Source organism: Rhodococcus sp. P4_F5, from assembly GCF_056401315.1.
The window spans coordinates 20509-35679 of the sequence record NZ_JBFUJP010000048.1 but is presented as its reverse complement, the minus strand read 5'-3'; the positions used below and the strand labels follow the sequence as shown (position 1 = coordinate 35679).

16 protein-coding genes are annotated in these 15171 nt (G+C 71.3%); 9 read left to right on the top strand and 7 right to left on the bottom strand.

Annotated features, from left to right (window positions below):
• On the top strand, positions 1–902 hold a 902-nt coding region (locus tag AC1DU4_RS18190), incomplete at its 5' end, for an adenylosuccinate synthase (RefSeq protein WP_477842131.1).
• Between the two features lie 90 nt (positions 903–992).
• Here AC1DU4_RS18190 and AC1DU4_RS18185 read toward each other — a convergent pair.
• The 3 genes from AC1DU4_RS18185 to AC1DU4_RS18175 all read right to left on the bottom strand — a co-directional run bounded on the left by AC1DU4_RS18185 (position 993) and on the right by AC1DU4_RS18175 (position 3917).
• Complete coding sequence (locus tag AC1DU4_RS18185; protein ID WP_477842129.1) at positions 993–2699, bottom strand: tyrosinase family protein; 1707 nt, start codon at positions 2697–2699, stop codon at positions 993–995.
• Positions 2700–3068: 369 nt separating this feature from the next.
• Positions 3069–3608 (bottom strand): methylated-DNA--[protein]-cysteine S-methyltransferase, encoded by a 540-nt coding sequence (locus AC1DU4_RS18180; RefSeq protein ID WP_477842127.1) that lies wholly within the window; start codon positions 3606–3608, stop codon positions 3069–3071.
• A gap of 75 nt (positions 3609–3683) precedes the next feature.
• The gene (locus AC1DU4_RS18175; protein ID WP_477842125.1) at positions 3684–3917 is read right to left on the bottom strand and encodes a hypothetical protein; all 234 of its coding nucleotides are present in this window, start codon (positions 3915–3917) and stop codon (positions 3684–3686) included.
• 163 nt (positions 3918–4080) lie between these two features.
• On the opposite strand from AC1DU4_RS18175, the gene yczR reads away from it, so the two are divergent.
• On the top strand, positions 4081–5640 hold the full coding sequence (gene yczR / locus AC1DU4_RS18170) for a MocR-like transcription factor YczR (protein ID WP_477842123.1): 1560 nt from the start codon (positions 4081–4083) through the stop codon (positions 5638–5640).
• A 157-nt stretch (positions 5641–5797) separates the two neighbouring features.
• On the opposite strand, the gene AC1DU4_RS18165 is transcribed toward yczR, so the two are convergent.
• The gene (locus AC1DU4_RS18165) at positions 5798–6931 is read right to left on the bottom strand and encodes a CaiB/BaiF CoA transferase family protein (protein ID WP_477842121.1); all 1134 of its coding nucleotides are present in this window, start codon (positions 6929–6931) and stop codon (positions 5798–5800) included.
• 143 nt (positions 6932–7074) lie between these two features.
• Between AC1DU4_RS18165 and AC1DU4_RS18160 the strand changes: the two genes are divergently transcribed.
• Positions 7075–7470: a VOC family protein gene (locus AC1DU4_RS18160; RefSeq protein WP_477842119.1), complete on the top strand. Its 396-nt coding sequence runs from the start codon at positions 7075–7077 to the stop codon at positions 7468–7470.
• On the opposite strand, the gene AC1DU4_RS18155 is transcribed toward AC1DU4_RS18160, so the two are convergent.
• Positions 7459–7641 carry a hypothetical protein gene (locus tag AC1DU4_RS18155; RefSeq protein ID WP_477842118.1) on the bottom strand — a complete coding sequence of 61 codons (183 nt, stop codon included), beginning with the start codon at positions 7639–7641 and terminating at the stop codon, positions 7459–7461. The two genes, AC1DU4_RS18160 and AC1DU4_RS18155, sit on opposite strands and share 12 nt — an antisense overlap.
• Before the next feature lie 57 nt (positions 7642–7698).
• On the opposite strand from AC1DU4_RS18155, the gene AC1DU4_RS18150 reads away from it, so the two are divergent.
• Positions 7699–8181 carry a DUF456 domain-containing protein gene (locus AC1DU4_RS18150; RefSeq protein ID WP_477842116.1) on the top strand — a complete coding sequence of 161 codons (483 nt, stop codon included), beginning with the start codon at positions 7699–7701 and terminating at the stop codon, positions 8179–8181.
• 13 nt (positions 8182–8194) lie between these two features.
• Here the strand turns inward: AC1DU4_RS18150 and AC1DU4_RS18145 are convergent, their stop codons facing one another.
• Both AC1DU4_RS18145 and AC1DU4_RS18140 read right to left on the bottom strand, forming a co-directional pair.
• Positions 8195–8947, bottom strand: a complete 753-nt coding sequence (locus AC1DU4_RS18145) for an amidohydrolase family protein (protein WP_477842114.1) — start codon at positions 8945–8947, stop codon at positions 8195–8197.
• A gap of 81 nt (positions 8948–9028) precedes the next feature.
• The gene (locus tag AC1DU4_RS18140) at positions 9029–10399 is read right to left on the bottom strand and encodes an FAD-dependent oxidoreductase (RefSeq protein WP_072846170.1); all 1371 of its coding nucleotides are present in this window, start codon (positions 10397–10399) and stop codon (positions 9029–9031) included.
• Positions 10400–10721: 322 nt separating this feature from the next.
• Between AC1DU4_RS18140 and AC1DU4_RS18135 the strand changes: the two genes are divergently transcribed.
• Genes AC1DU4_RS18135 through AC1DU4_RS18115 form a run of 5 tightly spaced genes read left to right on the top strand, consistent with a single transcriptional unit; the run spans position 10722 to position 15075 of the window.
• Positions 10722–11603 (top strand): ABC transporter permease, encoded by an 882-nt coding sequence (locus tag AC1DU4_RS18135; protein WP_477842112.1) that lies wholly within the window; start codon positions 10722–10724, stop codon positions 11601–11603.
• Complete coding sequence (locus AC1DU4_RS18130; RefSeq protein WP_477842110.1) at positions 11600–12646, top strand: taurine ABC transporter substrate-binding protein; 1047 nt, start codon at positions 11600–11602, stop codon at positions 12644–12646. Before AC1DU4_RS18135 ends, AC1DU4_RS18130 begins: the two co-directional genes overlap by 4 nt.
• A complete protein-coding gene (locus tag AC1DU4_RS18125; protein WP_477842108.1) occupies positions 12633–13406 on the top strand; it encodes an ABC transporter ATP-binding protein in 774 nt (257 codons plus the stop codon). Before AC1DU4_RS18130 ends, AC1DU4_RS18125 begins: the two co-directional genes overlap by 14 nt.
• 32 nt (positions 13407–13438) lie before the next feature.
• Complete coding sequence (locus AC1DU4_RS18120; RefSeq protein WP_477842106.1) at positions 13439–13855, top strand: rhodanese-like domain-containing protein; 417 nt, start codon at positions 13439–13441, stop codon at positions 13853–13855.
• Positions 13852–15075, top strand: coding sequence for an O-succinylhomoserine sulfhydrylase (locus AC1DU4_RS18115; RefSeq protein WP_477842104.1), 1224 nt, complete (start codon positions 13852–13854; stop codon positions 15073–15075). Before AC1DU4_RS18120 ends, AC1DU4_RS18115 begins: the two co-directional genes overlap by 4 nt.
• Positions 15076–15171 lie beyond the last annotated feature (96 nt).

Sequence of the window (15171 nt, the reverse complement as noted above, 5' to 3'; positions counted from 1 at the left end):
GCCGTGGAATCGGCCCGTGCTACCAGGACAAGATCGCCCGCGTCGGGGTCCGCGCGGCCGACGTCCTGGACGAGAAGATCCTCACTCAGAAGGTCGAGGCGGCACTGGAATTCAAGAACCAGGTGCTGGTCAAGATCTACAACCGCAAGGCCCTCGACCCCCAGCAGGTCGTCGACGAGGTGCTCGCGCAGGCGGAGGGCTTCAAGCACCGCATCGCCGACACCCGGCTCCGGCTGAACCAGGCCCTCGACGCGGGCGAGACGGTGCTCCTGGAAGGCTCCCAGGGCACGCTGCTCGACGTCGATCACGGCACCTACCCGTACGTGACGTCCTCGAACCCCACCTCCGGCGGCGCCGCGGTGGGCTCGGGCATCGGCCCCACCAAGATCACCACGGTGCTCGGGATCCTCAAGGCGTACACCACGCGCGTCGGCTCCGGTCCGTTCCCGACGGAGTTGTTCGACGAGTTCGGCGAGTACCTGGCGGACAAGGGCGGGGAGGTCGGCGTGACCACCGGTCGCGGCCGCCGCACCGGCTGGTTCGACGCGGTCATCGCCCGGTACGCGACCCGCGTCAACGGCATCACCGACTACTTCCTCACCAAGCTGGACGTGCTCTCCAGCCTCGAGACCATCCCGATCTGCGTCGCATACGACGTGGACGGCGAGCGGGTCGAGGAGATGCCGATGTCGCAGACCGGAGTGCACCACGCCAAGCCGATCTACGAGGAGATGCCCGGCTGGTCCGAGGACATCTCGGCCGCCCGCACCTTCGAGGACCTGCCGGCCAACGCGCAGGCGTACGTGCTGCGACTCGAGGAGCTCTCCGGCGCGTACATGTCGTGCATCGGCGTCGGCCCCGGCCGCGACGAGACCATCGTCCGCCGGGACGTTCTGCGCTGACCTCAGCGTCGACACAACCGGCACAGACAACCCTGCCCCGCGTACCCGTACGCGGGGCAGGGTTGTCTGTGGAGGCGTTAGTCTCTGCGCTCAGCCGACCAGCAGCTCGGCCCGACCGATGTGCAGCGGACGCTCGGTGGCCGTCGGCAGCCCACACTCCGCGGCTCGCTCGTGCGCCCCGGTGGTCGGCAGCACCGCCTGCACGGTGACGGTCAGCGACCGCGGGTCCCACCGCCGTGCGGGCGCGAGGATCTGCACCAGCGCGGTGACGTCGAAGGTGAACCCCACCGCGGCCCGCGCCGGCCCCGCGTCGGGGTCGGCGTCGAGGCCGAATGCCGCGAAGGTGCCGGCCAGGTGCTGGTCCGGGAGGGCATCGGCGGTCGGGTCGGGGACGTTGAGGTACACCTGGTAGGCGACGCCGGGGGTGCGGTCCGCCGCGAGTCCGTCGACGGCGAGCAGCACCGCCCCGAAGCCCGCGGCGGCGGCGGTCTCCGGCGCGTGCGCCACCGCCTCCACACAGCTGTCGGGGACGACGAGTTGCGTGGTGACCCGACCCGTCACCTCGAACGGGCCGTCGGTGGCGGCGACGCGCATCGGTGTCGGCGCGACGGCGACCAGGCGCCGCGAGGACGCCGACGCCTGCGGCTGGTCGTCGTAGCGGTAGCCGAGTTGCTCGGTATGGTCGAGGACGTCGCCGACCCGGCAGCGCACCGGCGTCCCGGTCGGGTCGAAGAATTCGAACTCCGCATCGATCCAGGCCGGGTCCGACGGATTCGAGTGGCGTTCGAGCCACTGCACCCACAGCCGGTCGAGGTTTGCGTGATGCAGCCAGTACACCGGGTCGAGGGCGCCGCGGACGGCGCTGCTCATCAGGGCGCCGGGCCCCGAGTCGCACCCGCCGCCCACCGCGACGCGCACGCTGCCGTGCGGCACGTTTTCGAGCTGACCGGAGAACCCGGTGCGGTTCGGCTCCGCGAACGACGGCTGCCACATGGCGGTGAACGTGGAGGTGATGCTCGGGCTCAACGCGGCGCCCGCCATCACGTCGGCGTTGCGCAGCGGGGACGGCAGGGCCAGAGGGTTCGGCGAGCCGTCCGGCAGCCGGAGGCCGGTGTCGCGGAACGGGTGTGGCAGCGCGTTCTGCGGGGCGGGGTTGCCGTAGTTCCAGTAGGGCAAAGCGAAGTCGGTGGGCCCGCCGTTGGCGGCGACGGTGTCCCGGACGATCAGCTCGAAGTAGTGCAGGTGCATCCGGTGCCAGGGTAGGAAGAACCAGTTGCCGTGGCCGCTGCTCGCGGCGCCCGCAGCGGCGACGGCGGCGCCGAAACGCGCTCGTAGCTCGGCCTGGAAGGCCCAACTGGTGGGGTCGTGCGCCGGCCGCGACTGCATGGTCCGCACCGCCTCTGCGTAGGCCAGCAGGGTCGGGTCCCAGGACGCGTCGGTGCTCAGCCGCCAAACGTTGCGGCGGACCCGTGGCAGCGGGTCCGCCCCTCGGCTCTCCGCCGTCGCCTGCAGGCGGTCCAGGTGCAACACGATCTCCGGTCCCGCCACGTCCGTCGCGCTCGTCTCCGGCTCGCCGAGCACCGTGACCTTGAACCGGCGGACGGCGGCGGCGGTCTCCGCGCAGTAGGTCGGTGCGAGGTCCTGTGCGGGCAGGCAGTGCGGGTCCCAGTTGCGTAGCGCCGTCTGCAGCTTGCCGACCGCGTCCCCCGACGCGTTGCGGGCAGTCGACATGCGGTCGAGTCCGCCGGCGATTGCGGTCAGCACGACGTCGCCATGGAACAGGACAGAACAGATCATCAACAGGCTCCCCGGCATTTCTGGGACAGGTGCGGTTCCGCAGTTCCTCAATCTTGGTGCTGGACTCGTCCGCGGTCGCGCGTAGTGGACTACCTGTTACGCCGCGGGCCGTGTGGAAGCGCTCCGACGGCGTTTCGGGCCTGGGCGCGGCTTTGCGGTGCGCCAGGGTCCCGGGACTGCGCTTCCGGACGCCCGCTGTCGGTGCCCTCTCGGTAATGCCGGCGTTGGCCGGCTGCTCGTCGAATCCCGGTGAATCCGAGGCGGTGTCGGCGACGGCCCGGCGCCGGAGCCCGCGGACACCACCTGCGGTCGGTCTGCTGATGTTCGGCACCCCCGCCCAGGGTGCGCGGAGGCCTCGCGGCCGGGGGACTAGAAGAGCGTCGGCTCGTCGAAACCCGGCACGTGCTCGAGGGCGAGCAGCACGCGCTTGGTGACGGCGCCGCCGTGGGCGGAGAACCCGCCGACCTTGCCGCCGGCGGCGAGCACCCGGTGGCACGGGACCAGCAGCGGAATCGGGTTGCGCCCCAACGCCTGTCCGACGGCCTGCGCCGCACCGGGGCTGCCGACCCGGTCGGCCACCTGCCCGTAGGTGAGGGTGGACCCGGCCGTGATCGTCCTGGTCACGGCGTACACCCGCGCATCGAACTCGGGAACCTGGCTCAGGTCGAGCGGCACCTGAGCGCGGGGGTCCCGGCCGCTGACCAGTAACTCGGTGACGGCCTCGACGGCCCGCCGGCCGACGGCGTCCGGATCCGATTCGACAGCGGCAGGGAACTCGGCCCGGATCCGTTCTCGGGTGGCGACGTCGCTGCCCTCCGGCAACTGGACCCCGACCACGCCGCGATCGCCCCAGGCCAGTGCGCACCGCCCGATCGCGGTGTCGAAGAGGGTGTATCGGACGTCGGGCACGACCCCAGTATGCGTCAGGGGGGAGGGGTCGACCGGCGCATGCAGTCCAGTTTGGTGGACTGGACCCTTTCCGCTCTAGTGGTGCGGCGCGGACTTCGTCAGGAACTCGACGTTCTGCCGGGCCCGGACCGCCTCCAGGTCGTGGCGGGCGCGGGCGGCGTCGCGTTCCTCCGGAAGCACTCCGGCCAGCGGTGCAGCAGGGCGGAACTGCTCGAGCCGGAAGACCTGGCCGCCGTTCGAGCGGCGGGCGGCGAGGTAGAGCGCGGCGGCGCCGAGGACGACGGCGAGGATGGTCAGCGCGGGGATCATGTGCTCATCCTGCGGGCCACTGGACTTATTGCAAATATCCAGTTTGGTGTATCTGGACCCTTCGGATCTCTGGGGTGTCGTCGCGGCACGGGGCGAGGTGGTTCCCGGACGCCGCCACCTGCTGGCATTGAAATCAGTGGCCATTGGCTCAATACTGGCCTCTATGGCAGTGAGAGTGCTCGGCGCAACCACCCTGGCCCGCGACCTCGGCAAGTGGCAGGGCGACCGGGGCCGGGGCGACGAACCGCGGGACGCGGACGGGGCAGGCGACGACCGGGGCGGCCGCCGCAGGCTGAGCGTGCCCGCGTACCGGGCGCTCGCGGACAGCGTGCGTCTGCTGGTCCTCGACGGCCGGATTCCGATCGGCGTCGCGCTGCCCAGCGAGCGCGACCTGGCGGCGGTCCTGGAGCTGAGCCGGACCACCATCACCTCGGCGTACGCCGTCCTGCGCGAGGAGGGCTACCTGCAGAGCAGGCAAGGTTCGCGCAGCACCGTCGCGCTGCCGGCCGTCGTCGGCGGTGCGGGCCGGTCCGGGGGAGTGGTGCGGGCCGCGGCGTCGCTCCGGGCGGTGTCCGCGGACGAGGAGGGCTCGGCGCCGCCGGTGGACCTGACCTGCGCCGCCATGTCCGCGGCCGTCCCGCAGGTGCAGGCCGCGTTCGCGTCGGCCCTGGAGGAACTGCCGGCGCACCTCGCCGGTCACGGGATGGAACCGGCCGGCATCGAGGTGCTCCGCAGGGCGGTCGCCGACCGCTACTGCCGACGCGGGCTGCCCACCGAGCCCGAACAGATCATGATCACCTCCGGTGCCCAGCAGGCGCTGGTGCTGCTCCTCGGCCTGCTGACCGCGCCCGGTGAGCGGGTGCTGATCGACCACCCGACCTACACCAACGCCATCGAGGCGATCAGGCGCGCGGGTGCCCGGCCGGTGCCGGTGCCGCTCCGGCTGTCCGAACAGGGCTGGGATCTCGATGGAATCCGCAGCAGCGCAAGGCAAACCGCGGCCAGACTGGCCTACCTGATCCCGGACTTCCACAACCCGACCGGATTCTGCCTCGACGAGCCGGGCCGCGCGGAGCTGGTCGAGATCGCGCGCGAGACGTCGATGACGCTGATCGTCGACGAGACGATGACGGACCTGGGCCTCGACATGGACGCGCCGCCGCCGGTGGCCTCGTTCGCGCGGGGGCCGGGGCGTGCGCAGGTGATCACCGTCGGCTCGGCGTCCAAGGCGTTCTGGCCGGGACTGCGGATCGGCTGGATCCGGGCCGAGACGTCGATGATCGGGGCGCTGGTCGCGTCCCGCTCCGCCCAGGACCTGGGCACCGCGGTGCTGGAACAGCTGGCCACGGTACCGCTGATCGAGGGGGCGGAGCTGGTGCTGCCGCAGCGCCGCGAGCAGCTGCGCAGGCGGCGGGGCGCCCTGCTCGAGGCGGTCGCGGAGGAGCTGCCGCAGTGGCGGTGCCAGGTCGGCAGCGGCGGGATGGCGCTGTGGTTTCAGCTGCCCTCGCCGATGTMGACGGCGCTGGCAGCGACCGCGCCGTACCACGGGGTGCTGCTCGCCGCGGGTCCCCGTTTCGGCGTCGAGGGCGCCTTCGAGCGCTACGTGCGACTGCCCTACGCGCTCGACGAGGAGTCCCTGCGGGCCGGGGTGCGGGGCGTCGCCGCCGCGTACCGCGCGCTGGACGGCGGCGTCGAACGGGTGCGCCCGGCCATGGTGGTGTGAGGCATCTCTGTCGAGCCGACGGCCCGGGTGGACCGGCCGCCGGCGGCGGTGGGCCCGCCCGGGTGGAGATCACCGGCGCCAGTGGCTTTCTCCAGACAGCAAGACGCTCGGCGGGGGTGCCCCGGCCGAGCGTCCTGCTGTGCGGAGGTGGAGCGGCTCAGCTCCAGATCGTGTCGATGTCGGTCGCGGTACGGGCCGGCGGCGCCGGCTCGTCGGTGGCGGTGCGCGAGAAGCGAGGCGCCGGGTAGTGCTGGGTGACGCCGTCGATCTCGACCAGCGACCCGCGGGCCGCGATGTGCGGGTTGTCCGAGGCCTCGGCGAACGTGAGCACCGGGGTGGCGCAGGCGTCGGTGCCGTCGAAGATCGCGGCCCACTCGTCGCGGGTCTTGGACAGGAAGCGCTCGGTGAACACCTTGCGCAGCTCGGGCCACGCCTTCGTGTCGTTCTGCGCGGGCAGTTCGGCCGGGTCCAGCTCGAGACCCTCGAGCAGCACCGCGTAGAACTGGCGCTCGATGGCGCCGACGGCCATGTACTTGCCGTCCGCGGTCTCGTAGGTGTCGTAGTACGGGGCGCCGGTGTCGAGCATGTTCACTCCGCGCTCGTCGGACCACACGCCCTGGCCGCGGAAGCTCCAGATCATGTGCGAGAGGGCGAGGGTGCCGTCGACCATCGCCGCGTCGACGACCTGGCCCTTGCCGGAGCTCTGCCGCTCGACCAGTGCGGCGAGGATGCCGAACAACAGGAACATCGAGCCGCCGCCGAAGTCACCGACCATGTTCAGCGGCGGCACCGGTCGCTCACCCTGACGGCCGATCGCGTGCAGCACGCCGGTCAGCGAGATGTAGTTGATGTCGTGGCCGGCGGACTGCGCCAGCGGGCCCTCCTGGCCCCAGCCGGTCATCCGGCCGTAGACCAGGCGCGGGTTGCGGGCGAGCGCCGCGTCGGGCCCGAGGCCCATCCGCTCGGTGACGCCGGGGCGGAAGCCCTCGATCAGCACGTCGGCGCGCTCGATCAGTCCCAGGACCTTCTCGATGTCGGCCGGGTCCTTGAGGTTCGCCTCGACGATGCGGCGCCCGCGCTGGGTCTGGTCGTGAGGCAGGTCGGGGCCGGGGATCATGCCGGCGCGCTGCACCCGGATCACGTCGGCGCCGAGGTCGGCGAGCAGCAGTGCGGCGTGCGGGCCGGGGCCGATCCCGGCGAGCTCGATGATTCGGACGCCCGCGAGGGGGCCCTTCCCCGACCCGTGCTGCTGAGTGACGGGGGATGTAACGGCGGCGTCTTCGGCGGACACGGTTCTCCTCGTTCTGGGTCTGGCGTTCTGGGCATGGTGGGGCGTGTTGAACAGACGTTAACTTGATTCTGCGGTGGGGTGTGCCGCGGGTCACGGGTGGGCGGGGTATTGCCTGTTCCGCTGTCACCGAGCACAGTGGAGCGATGACGTTCCCCGGTCGGCTCGTCGCGTTCGTCGCCAGCACCGATCTGGACGTGTCGTCGATGTTCTACGTCGACACGCTCGGTCTCCGGCTCGTCGAGCGCACCCAGTTCGCCCTGGTCGTCGACGGCGGTGGCACCAACCTGCGGGTCACGCTGGTGCAGGCCAAGGAGGACACCGGGTACACGGTGCTCGGCTGGCAGCTCGACGACCTGGACGCCGGGGTGGAGGAGCTGCGGTCCAAGGGGGTGGAGTTCACCCGGTACCAGGGCATGGACCAGGACGAGCACGACGCGTGGACCGCCCCCGACGGCACCCGCGTCGCCTGGTTCCGGGACCCGCACGGCAACGTGCTCTCGTTGCACCAGGCGGCCGCGGGGCAGGCGTCAGCCCAGTAGCTCGCCCCACACGAAACCGGCCAGCAGGACCGCGAATCCGCCCATCTCGCCGACGACGAGCAGCGTCATCGACAGGTGCAGGCCGACGCCGCCGTGCACGAACTGGTTGTCGGTGTCGCGCCGCGCGCCGTGCAGCACGTGGCTGCCGATCGCCGAGACGAAGAAGAACACCTGCGCCGTCGCGGCGGCTGACCCGGTGTCCGGATCCGGTCTGGCACAGTGACGCCCGTGAGCACGGGCGCGGAGGTACTGGTCGGTCTGGCGATCGTGGTGGGGCTGGTGGGGATCGTGGTGCCGATCCTGCCCGGCGCGCTGCTGATCTTCGGGGCGATCGCGGTGTGGGCGATCGTCGAGGGCACCGGCAGCGCGTGGGCGGTGTTCGGCGTCGCCTCGGCCGCGCTGGTGGTGTCGGGCGTCGTCAAGTACACCTGGCCGGGACGCCGGTTGCGCGACGCCGGGGTACCGACGCGGTCGCTGGTGGTCGGCGGGTTGCTCGGCATCGTCGGCTTCTTCGTGGTGCCGGTGATCGGTCTGCTGATCGGATTCCTGCTGGGCACCTACCTGGCCGAGGCGGGCCGTCGGCGAACCCATGCCGACGCCTGGCGTGCCACAGTGCACGCCACCAAGGCGGTGGGACTGTCGATGCTGGTGGAACTGCTCGGCGCCCTGATCGCGGCCGGAATCTGGTTCGGCGCAGTCCTTCTCGCCTAGCTGTGGGCCGCTCTCAGCTGGGGGACGGGTCGGTCAGCCGGTACCAGGCGCGGGCGTTGCCGCTGAGCACGGCGTCCAGGTCGTCGCCGACCGCCTCGGTCACCAGGTCCAGGTCCGCGGCCTCGAAGGCCCGTCGCGCCCGGGTCCCGGGGAGGTCCGTGCCGAACATCAGCGCCGACGGGTTCACCGCGTGCAGGCGGCGCAGGGCGTCGCCGACGTCGTCGATGGTGGCCCGGCCGAACCCGGTGGCCTTGACCTTCGCGCCCCGGTCCACCAGGTCCAGCAGGTACGGCAGCCCGCGGGTGGACATGCCCAGATGGTCGATGCTCACCGCGGGGAGCTTCTTGAACACCGGTTCCAGGGACAGCAGCAGCGAGGCGTCCACGTAGAACTCGGCGTGCCAGCCGGCGAGGTCCCAGGCGCGCAGGGCCAGCGTCGTCAACAGCTTCATGTCGGTTGCGCTGCGCCGCAGGTTGAACCGCAAGGCGCGGACGCCGGCCCGGTCCAGCGCGAGGATGTCCTCGTCGGTGGCGTCGGCGTCGAGTTGGGCGACCCCCACCCAGCCGGGACCCAGCTCCTGCAGGGCCGCGAACAGGTACGACTGGTCGGTGCCCTGGTACGAGGCGGTCACCACGGCGCCGCCGTCCACCCCGAATCCGTCGACGCGGGCGCGGTAGTCGGCGATGGTGAACGGCTCCGGGAGGTAGCCGTTGTTCTCGACCAGCGGGAACCGGGGATCGAGGATGTGAACGTGAGCGTCAAACACGATAAGAGCATGCCACCTGTGAGGGAAAACACTGCGGCGCCCGACCCGTGACGGGTCGAGCGCCGCAGTACCGGTCGGAAACTACTTCTTGGAAGCGCGCAGCATGTCCTCGCGCTCGACGACCTTGATGCGCTCGCGGCCCTCGGGCTCGCCGAGCGAACGCTCGTGTGCGTCGAGGCGGTACCAGCCGTCCCAGGTGGTGTAGGGGACCTGCTTCTCGTCGAGGAACTTCACCACTGCGTCCTCGTCGGGCTCGGCGGCGCCGACCAGGTCGGGGGCGTCCGCGAGCAGGTTCGCCACGGTCTCGTTGGCGTCACCCTTGGTGTGGCCGATGAGGCCGACGGGGCCGCGCTTGATCCAGCCCGTGACGTAGGTGCCCGCCAGCGGCGCGCCGTCGTCGCCGATGACGCGGCCGGCCTCGTTGGGGACCGTGCCGGCCTGCTCGTCGAACGGCAGCTTGGCGATGTTCTGCGAGAGGTAGCCGACGGCGCGGTAGACGGCCGTGACGTCCCAGTCGTTGAACTTGCCGGTGCCCTTGACGTTGCCGGTGCCGTCGAGCGCGGTGCGCTCGGTGCGCAGACCGACGACCTTGCCGTCCTCGCCGAGGACCTCGGTGGGGGACTCGAAGAAGTGCAGGAACAGCTTGTGCGGGCGGTTGCCCACGTCGCGGATGGCCCAGTCCTGCAGGGTGTTCGCCACCATGTCGACCTGCTTGGAGCCGCGGCGGGCGGCCTCGGAGCCCTCGTCGTAGTCGATGTCCTCGGGGTCGACGATGACCTCGATGGTCGGCGAGTGGTCGAGTTCGCGCAGTTCGAGCGGGGTGAACTTGGCCTGCGCGGGTCCGCGGCGTCCGAAGACGTGGACCTCGACGGCCTTGTTGTTCTTGAGGCCCTCGTAGACGTTGGCCGGGATCTCGGTCGGCAGCAGTTCGTCGCCGGTCTTGGCGAGGACCCGCGCGACGTCGAGGGCGACGTTGCCGACGCCGAGGACGGCGACCTTCTCGGCGTCGAGGGGCCACTCGCGGGGCACGTCGGGGTGGCCGTCGTACCAGGAGACGAAGTCGGCGGCGCCGTAGCTGCCGTCGAGGTCGATGCCGGGGATGTCGAGGGCGCGGTCGGCGTTGGCGCCGGTGGAGAAGATGACGGCGTCGTAGTAGCGACGCAGGTCTTCGAGGTTGATGTCGGTGCCGTAGTCGATGTTGCCGAGCAGGCGGACCTGGTCCTTGTCGAGCACCTTGTGCAAGGCGGTGATGATGCCCTTGATGCGGGGGTGGTCGGGCGCGACGCCGTAGCGGATCAGGCCGAAGGGGGCCGGCATGCGTTCGAAGAGGTCGATCGAGACGCCGCGGCCGGCGGCGGTATCGGATTTCATCAGGGCGTCGGCGGCGTAGATGCCGGCCGGGCCGGCCCCGACGATGGCCACGCGCAGTGGGCGGGCGAGGTTCTGAGTCATCGGAAACGAACTACCTTTTCGATTAGCGGACAGGCGGCGCGGTGCTCTGGATCAGGCAAAGGTGGAGAGCTTTCAGCTTAAGCTAAGCCCTGCCTAACGTCCTGTCCGGTCCAGGACAGTCGTGTCCGGTCCCAGGCACAGGCGGCAGTCTTCGATCATGCACCGCCCGGCCCCGGATGGGTAGACCATCGAAATTTGAGGGGCCACAAACAGCGGTTGTGCCAAGGCATTGTTGTGGGGGTCGACCAGGGCCGCAACCATTCGAGTCACGGCTGAGCGAAACCCTTCACCGTCTCGCGGGCGCCGCGTAGCAATGCTCCTCATGACCGAGACGCTCGCCCGCCGCGCCCCGGCCGCCGCCACCCGGCCCGGGACGGCGGCGCCCAGGGAGGCCCCCGCCGGGGCTACGCCGGGCTGGCTTCGCCGCGGCGGCCGGGCCACAGTGCCGCTGCTGCCGGTCCTGGTCTTCCTGGGGTTGTGGCAGCTCGCCGCGGTCAGCGGGCTGTGGAACGAGATCTTCGTGCCGTACCCGGCGACCGTCTGGCGCGCCGCGGTCGATGCCGCCACCACCCACGACGGGGTCCGCGGCTACCAGGGACACCTGCTGTGGGAGCACCTGTACATGACGCTGCGCCGGGTCACGGCGGGCGTGGTGATCGGCGTGGCCGTCGGGGTGGCGCTCGGCCTGGCGATGGGCACCGTCGGCTGGTTGCGCCGCATCCTCGAACCCTGGCTGACGTTCCTGCGGGCGCTGCCGCCGCTGGCCTACCTGTTCCTGCTGGTGATCTGGCTCGGGATCGACGAGGCGCCGAAGATCGCCCTGCTCGCCCTCGCGGCGCTGCCGCCGGCCGCCGTCGCCACGACCGCCGCGGTGCTCGCGGCCCCGGTCGGCCTGATCGAGGCCGCGCGTGCCCTCGGTGCCACCCGGGCCCAGGTGATCCGCGACGTGGTGGTGCCCTCCGCGCTGCCGGAGACCTTCACCGGGGTGCGTCTCGCGGTCGGCATCGCCTACTCGTCGGTGGTCGCCGCGGAACTGTTCAACGGCCTGCCCGGAATCGGCGGCATGGTCAAGGACGCCTCGAACTACAACAACACCCCGGTGGTGCTGGTGGGCATCGTCGCCATCGGACTGTCCGGACTCGTCATCGACGCCCTGCTGCGTGCCGCCGAACGGCGCGCGGTGCCCTGGAGAGGAAATCTATGAGTAACCCCGTCAGTCGGGCCCGCCGGGTGCTGGCCGTCGCTGTGGCCGGAGCGGTCCTCGCGCTGGGCGTGGCGGCCTGCTCGGTCGACTCGTCGGCGAGCAACGACAAGCCGACCATCCGCGTTGCGTACCAGTCCTTTCCGAGTGGCGACCTGGTGGTCAAGAACGGTCACTGGCTCGAGGACGCGTTGCCCGGCTACAACGTCAAGTGGACGAAGTTCGACTCCGGAGCGGACGTCAACACCGCGTTCGTCGCGGGCGAGGTCGACTTCGGCGCGATCGGATCGAGCCCGGTGGCGCGCGGACTGTCGGCACCGCTGAGCATCCCGTACCGGGTCGCGTTCGTGCTCGACGTGGCCGGCGACAACGAGGCGCTCGTCGCCCGGAACGGCACCGGCATCGAGTCCGTGGCCGACCTGCGTGGCAGGAAGGTCGGCACCGCATTCGCCTCCACCGCCCACTACAGCCTGCTCGCCGCGCTGAACCAGGCCGGCCTGTCGGCCTCCGACGTGCAGCTGGTGGACCTGCAGCCGCAGGCCTCGCTCGCGGCGTGGCAGCGCGGCGACGTCGACGCGGTCTACACCTGGCTGCCGACGCTCGACGAGCTCCGCCGCGGCGGCAAGACCCTGATCACGAGCCGTGAGCTGGCCGCCGCCGGCAAGCCCACCCTCGACCTGGGCGTGGTCACCGCGGACTTCGCCGCCGCGCACCCCGAGGTCGTCGACGCCTGGCGCACGGCCCAGGCGCGGGCCCTGACCGCCATCGCCGACGACCCGGCCGCGGCGGCGGAGGCGGTGGCAGCGGAGATCGGAAGCACCCGGCAGGACGCGGCCGCACAGCTGAAGCAGGGCGTCTTCCTTGCGCCCGCCGCGCTGTCCTCGCCGGACTGGCTCGGCACCGAGGGCGCGCCCGGCAACCTGGCGAACAACCTGCACAGCGCCGCGCAGTTCCTGGCCGAGCAGAAGCAGATCGGTGCCGCGCCGGACCTGGCCGTCTTCCAGCAGGCGCTGTACGCGGAGGGACTGCCCGGTGCCGTCCGGTGACGCGGAGCCGCACGTCCGGCTCGGCGACGTCATCCATTCGTACGGGGAGGTCACCGCGGTCGGGCCGCTCTCGCTCGACGTGCCCGCCGGGGAGTTCCTGGTGCTGGTCGGGGCGTCCGGCTGCGGCAAGAGCACCCTGCTTCGGCTGATCGCCGGCTTCGAGCGACCGACCGCGGGCGAGATCAGCGTCGCGGGCGGGTCCCCGGAACCGGGGGTGAGCGCGGGCGTGGTGTTCCAGCAGCCGCGGCTGTTCCCGTGGAAGAACGTCGGGGGCAATGTCGACCTGGCGCTCGAGTACGCCGGGGTGCCGCGGTCGGAGCGGGCCGCGCGGCGCGAGGAGCTGCTCGTGCGGGTCGGTCTCGACGCCATGTCGGACCGGCGGATCTGGGAGATCTCCGGCGGCCAACAGCAGCGGGTGGCCATCGCACGGGCACTGGCCGCGGACACCTCGCTGCTGCTGCTCGACGAGCCGTTTGCCGCGCTGGACGCCCTGACTCGCGAGCGGCTCCAGGAGGATCTGCGGACGGTCGGCGCGGCATCCCGTCGAACCACTGTGTTCGTCACGCACAGTGCGGACGAGGCGGTCTTCCTCGGCTCGCGCATCGTCGTGCTCGGCCGACGGCCGGGCCGGATCGCGCTGGATCTGACGGTGGACCTGCCGCGTTCGGGGGTCGACCCGGACGAGTTGCGGGGGTCGCCGCGATTCGCCGCGCTGCGTGCTCAGGTGGGGCACGCGGTCAAGGAGGCTGCCGCCGCGTGAGCCGCTCCGGGAGGTTGTGAAAAACTGTCCCCATGAGCTACGCAGGCGACATCACTCCCGAGCAGGCATGGGACCTGCTGCGCGAGCATCCCGGGGCGGTCCTCGTCGACTGTCGTACCGACGCGGAGTGGCGGTTCGTCGGGGTTCCGGACACCTCGGAACTGGGCCGGACCCCGGTGTTGATCGAGTGGGTCAGCGTCAGCGGCGCCCGCAACGACAACTTCGTCGACCAGCTCGAGGAAGCCGGCATCACCGGCGGCGAGGCGCGCGAGGTCGTGTTCCTGTGCCGTTCGGGCCAGCGTTCCATCGGCGCGGCCGAGGCCGCGACCGCGGCCGGAATCGGCCCGTCCTACAACGTTCTCGACGGCTTCGAGGGTGGCATCGGCGCGGACGGTCACCGCGGCGCAGCCGGCTGGCGCGCGGTCGGACTTCCCTGGAGGCAATCATGAGTGGCATTCCCCGCGGCGGCGCGTTCCACAAGGAACTTCCCCCGAACGTCGGCCTGGGCACCCTCGGGGTGCGGGGCGGTGTGATGCGCACCGGCTTCGAGGAGACCTCGGAGGCGATGTTCCTCAACTCGGGGTTCGTCTACGAGTCGGCCGGTGCGGCGGAGGCCGCCTTCACCGGCGAGGTCGACCACTTCGTGTACTCGCGGTACGGCAACCCGACCGTGAAGATGTTCGAGGAGCGGATGCGCCTGATCGAGGGCGCCGAGGCCTGCTTCGCCACCGCGAGCGGCATGTCCGCGGTGTTCACCGCGCTGGGCGCACTGCTCGGCGCCGGTGACCGGCTGGTCGCCGCGCGCAGCCTGTTCGGCTCCTGCTTCGTGGTGTGCAACGAGATCCTGCCCCGCTGGGGCGTCGAGACCGTCTTCGTCGACGGCGACGACCTCGAGCAGTGGGAGCAGGCACTGTCGGTGCCGACSACYGCGGTGTTCTTCGAGACGCCSTCCAACCCGATGCAGTCSYTSGTCGACGTGCCTCGGGTCTCCGAGATGGCGCACGCCGCCGGCGCGAAGGTGGTGCTGGACAACGTCTTCGCGACGCCGCTGCTCCAGCGCAGCCTCGACCTCGGCGCGGACGTGGTGGTCTACTCCGGCACCAAGCACATCGACGGCCAGGGCCGGGTGCTCGGCGGTGCGATCCTCGGCAGCGAGGAGTTCATCGACGGGCCGGTCAAGAACCTGATGCGCCACACCGGCCCCGCGCTGAGCCCGTTCAACGCGTGGACCCTGCTCAAGGGCCTGGAGACCATGCCGGTCCGGCTGCGGCACACGGTGGACTCCACGCTGCAGATCGCGAAGTTCCTGGAGGGACACAAGGCGATCCGCTGGGTGAAGTACCCGTACCTGGAGTCGCACCCGCAGTACGACCTGGCGAAGCGGCAGATGAGCGGCGGCGGCACCGTCGTCACCTTCGAACTCGAGGCCCCCGAGGGCGAGGGCAAGAAGCGGGCCTTCGAGATGCTCGACGCGCTGCGCGTCATCGACATCTCGAACAACCTCGGCGACGCCAAGTCGCTGATCACCCACCCGGCCACCACCACGCACCGCGCGATGGGGCCGGAGGGTCGCGCGGCGGTCGGGATCACCGACGGCGTGGTGCGGCTCTCGGTGGGTCTCGAGGACGTCGAGGACCTGCTCGCGGACCTGGCCGGCGCGCTCGACTAGTCGAGCCAATCCGGCGGCCGACGCCGGCCGCCGGGCACGTAGCGAACTCTCGGAGGTCAGTGTGTCGGTGGCAGGTGCGGCGACGGTCGGGCGCGG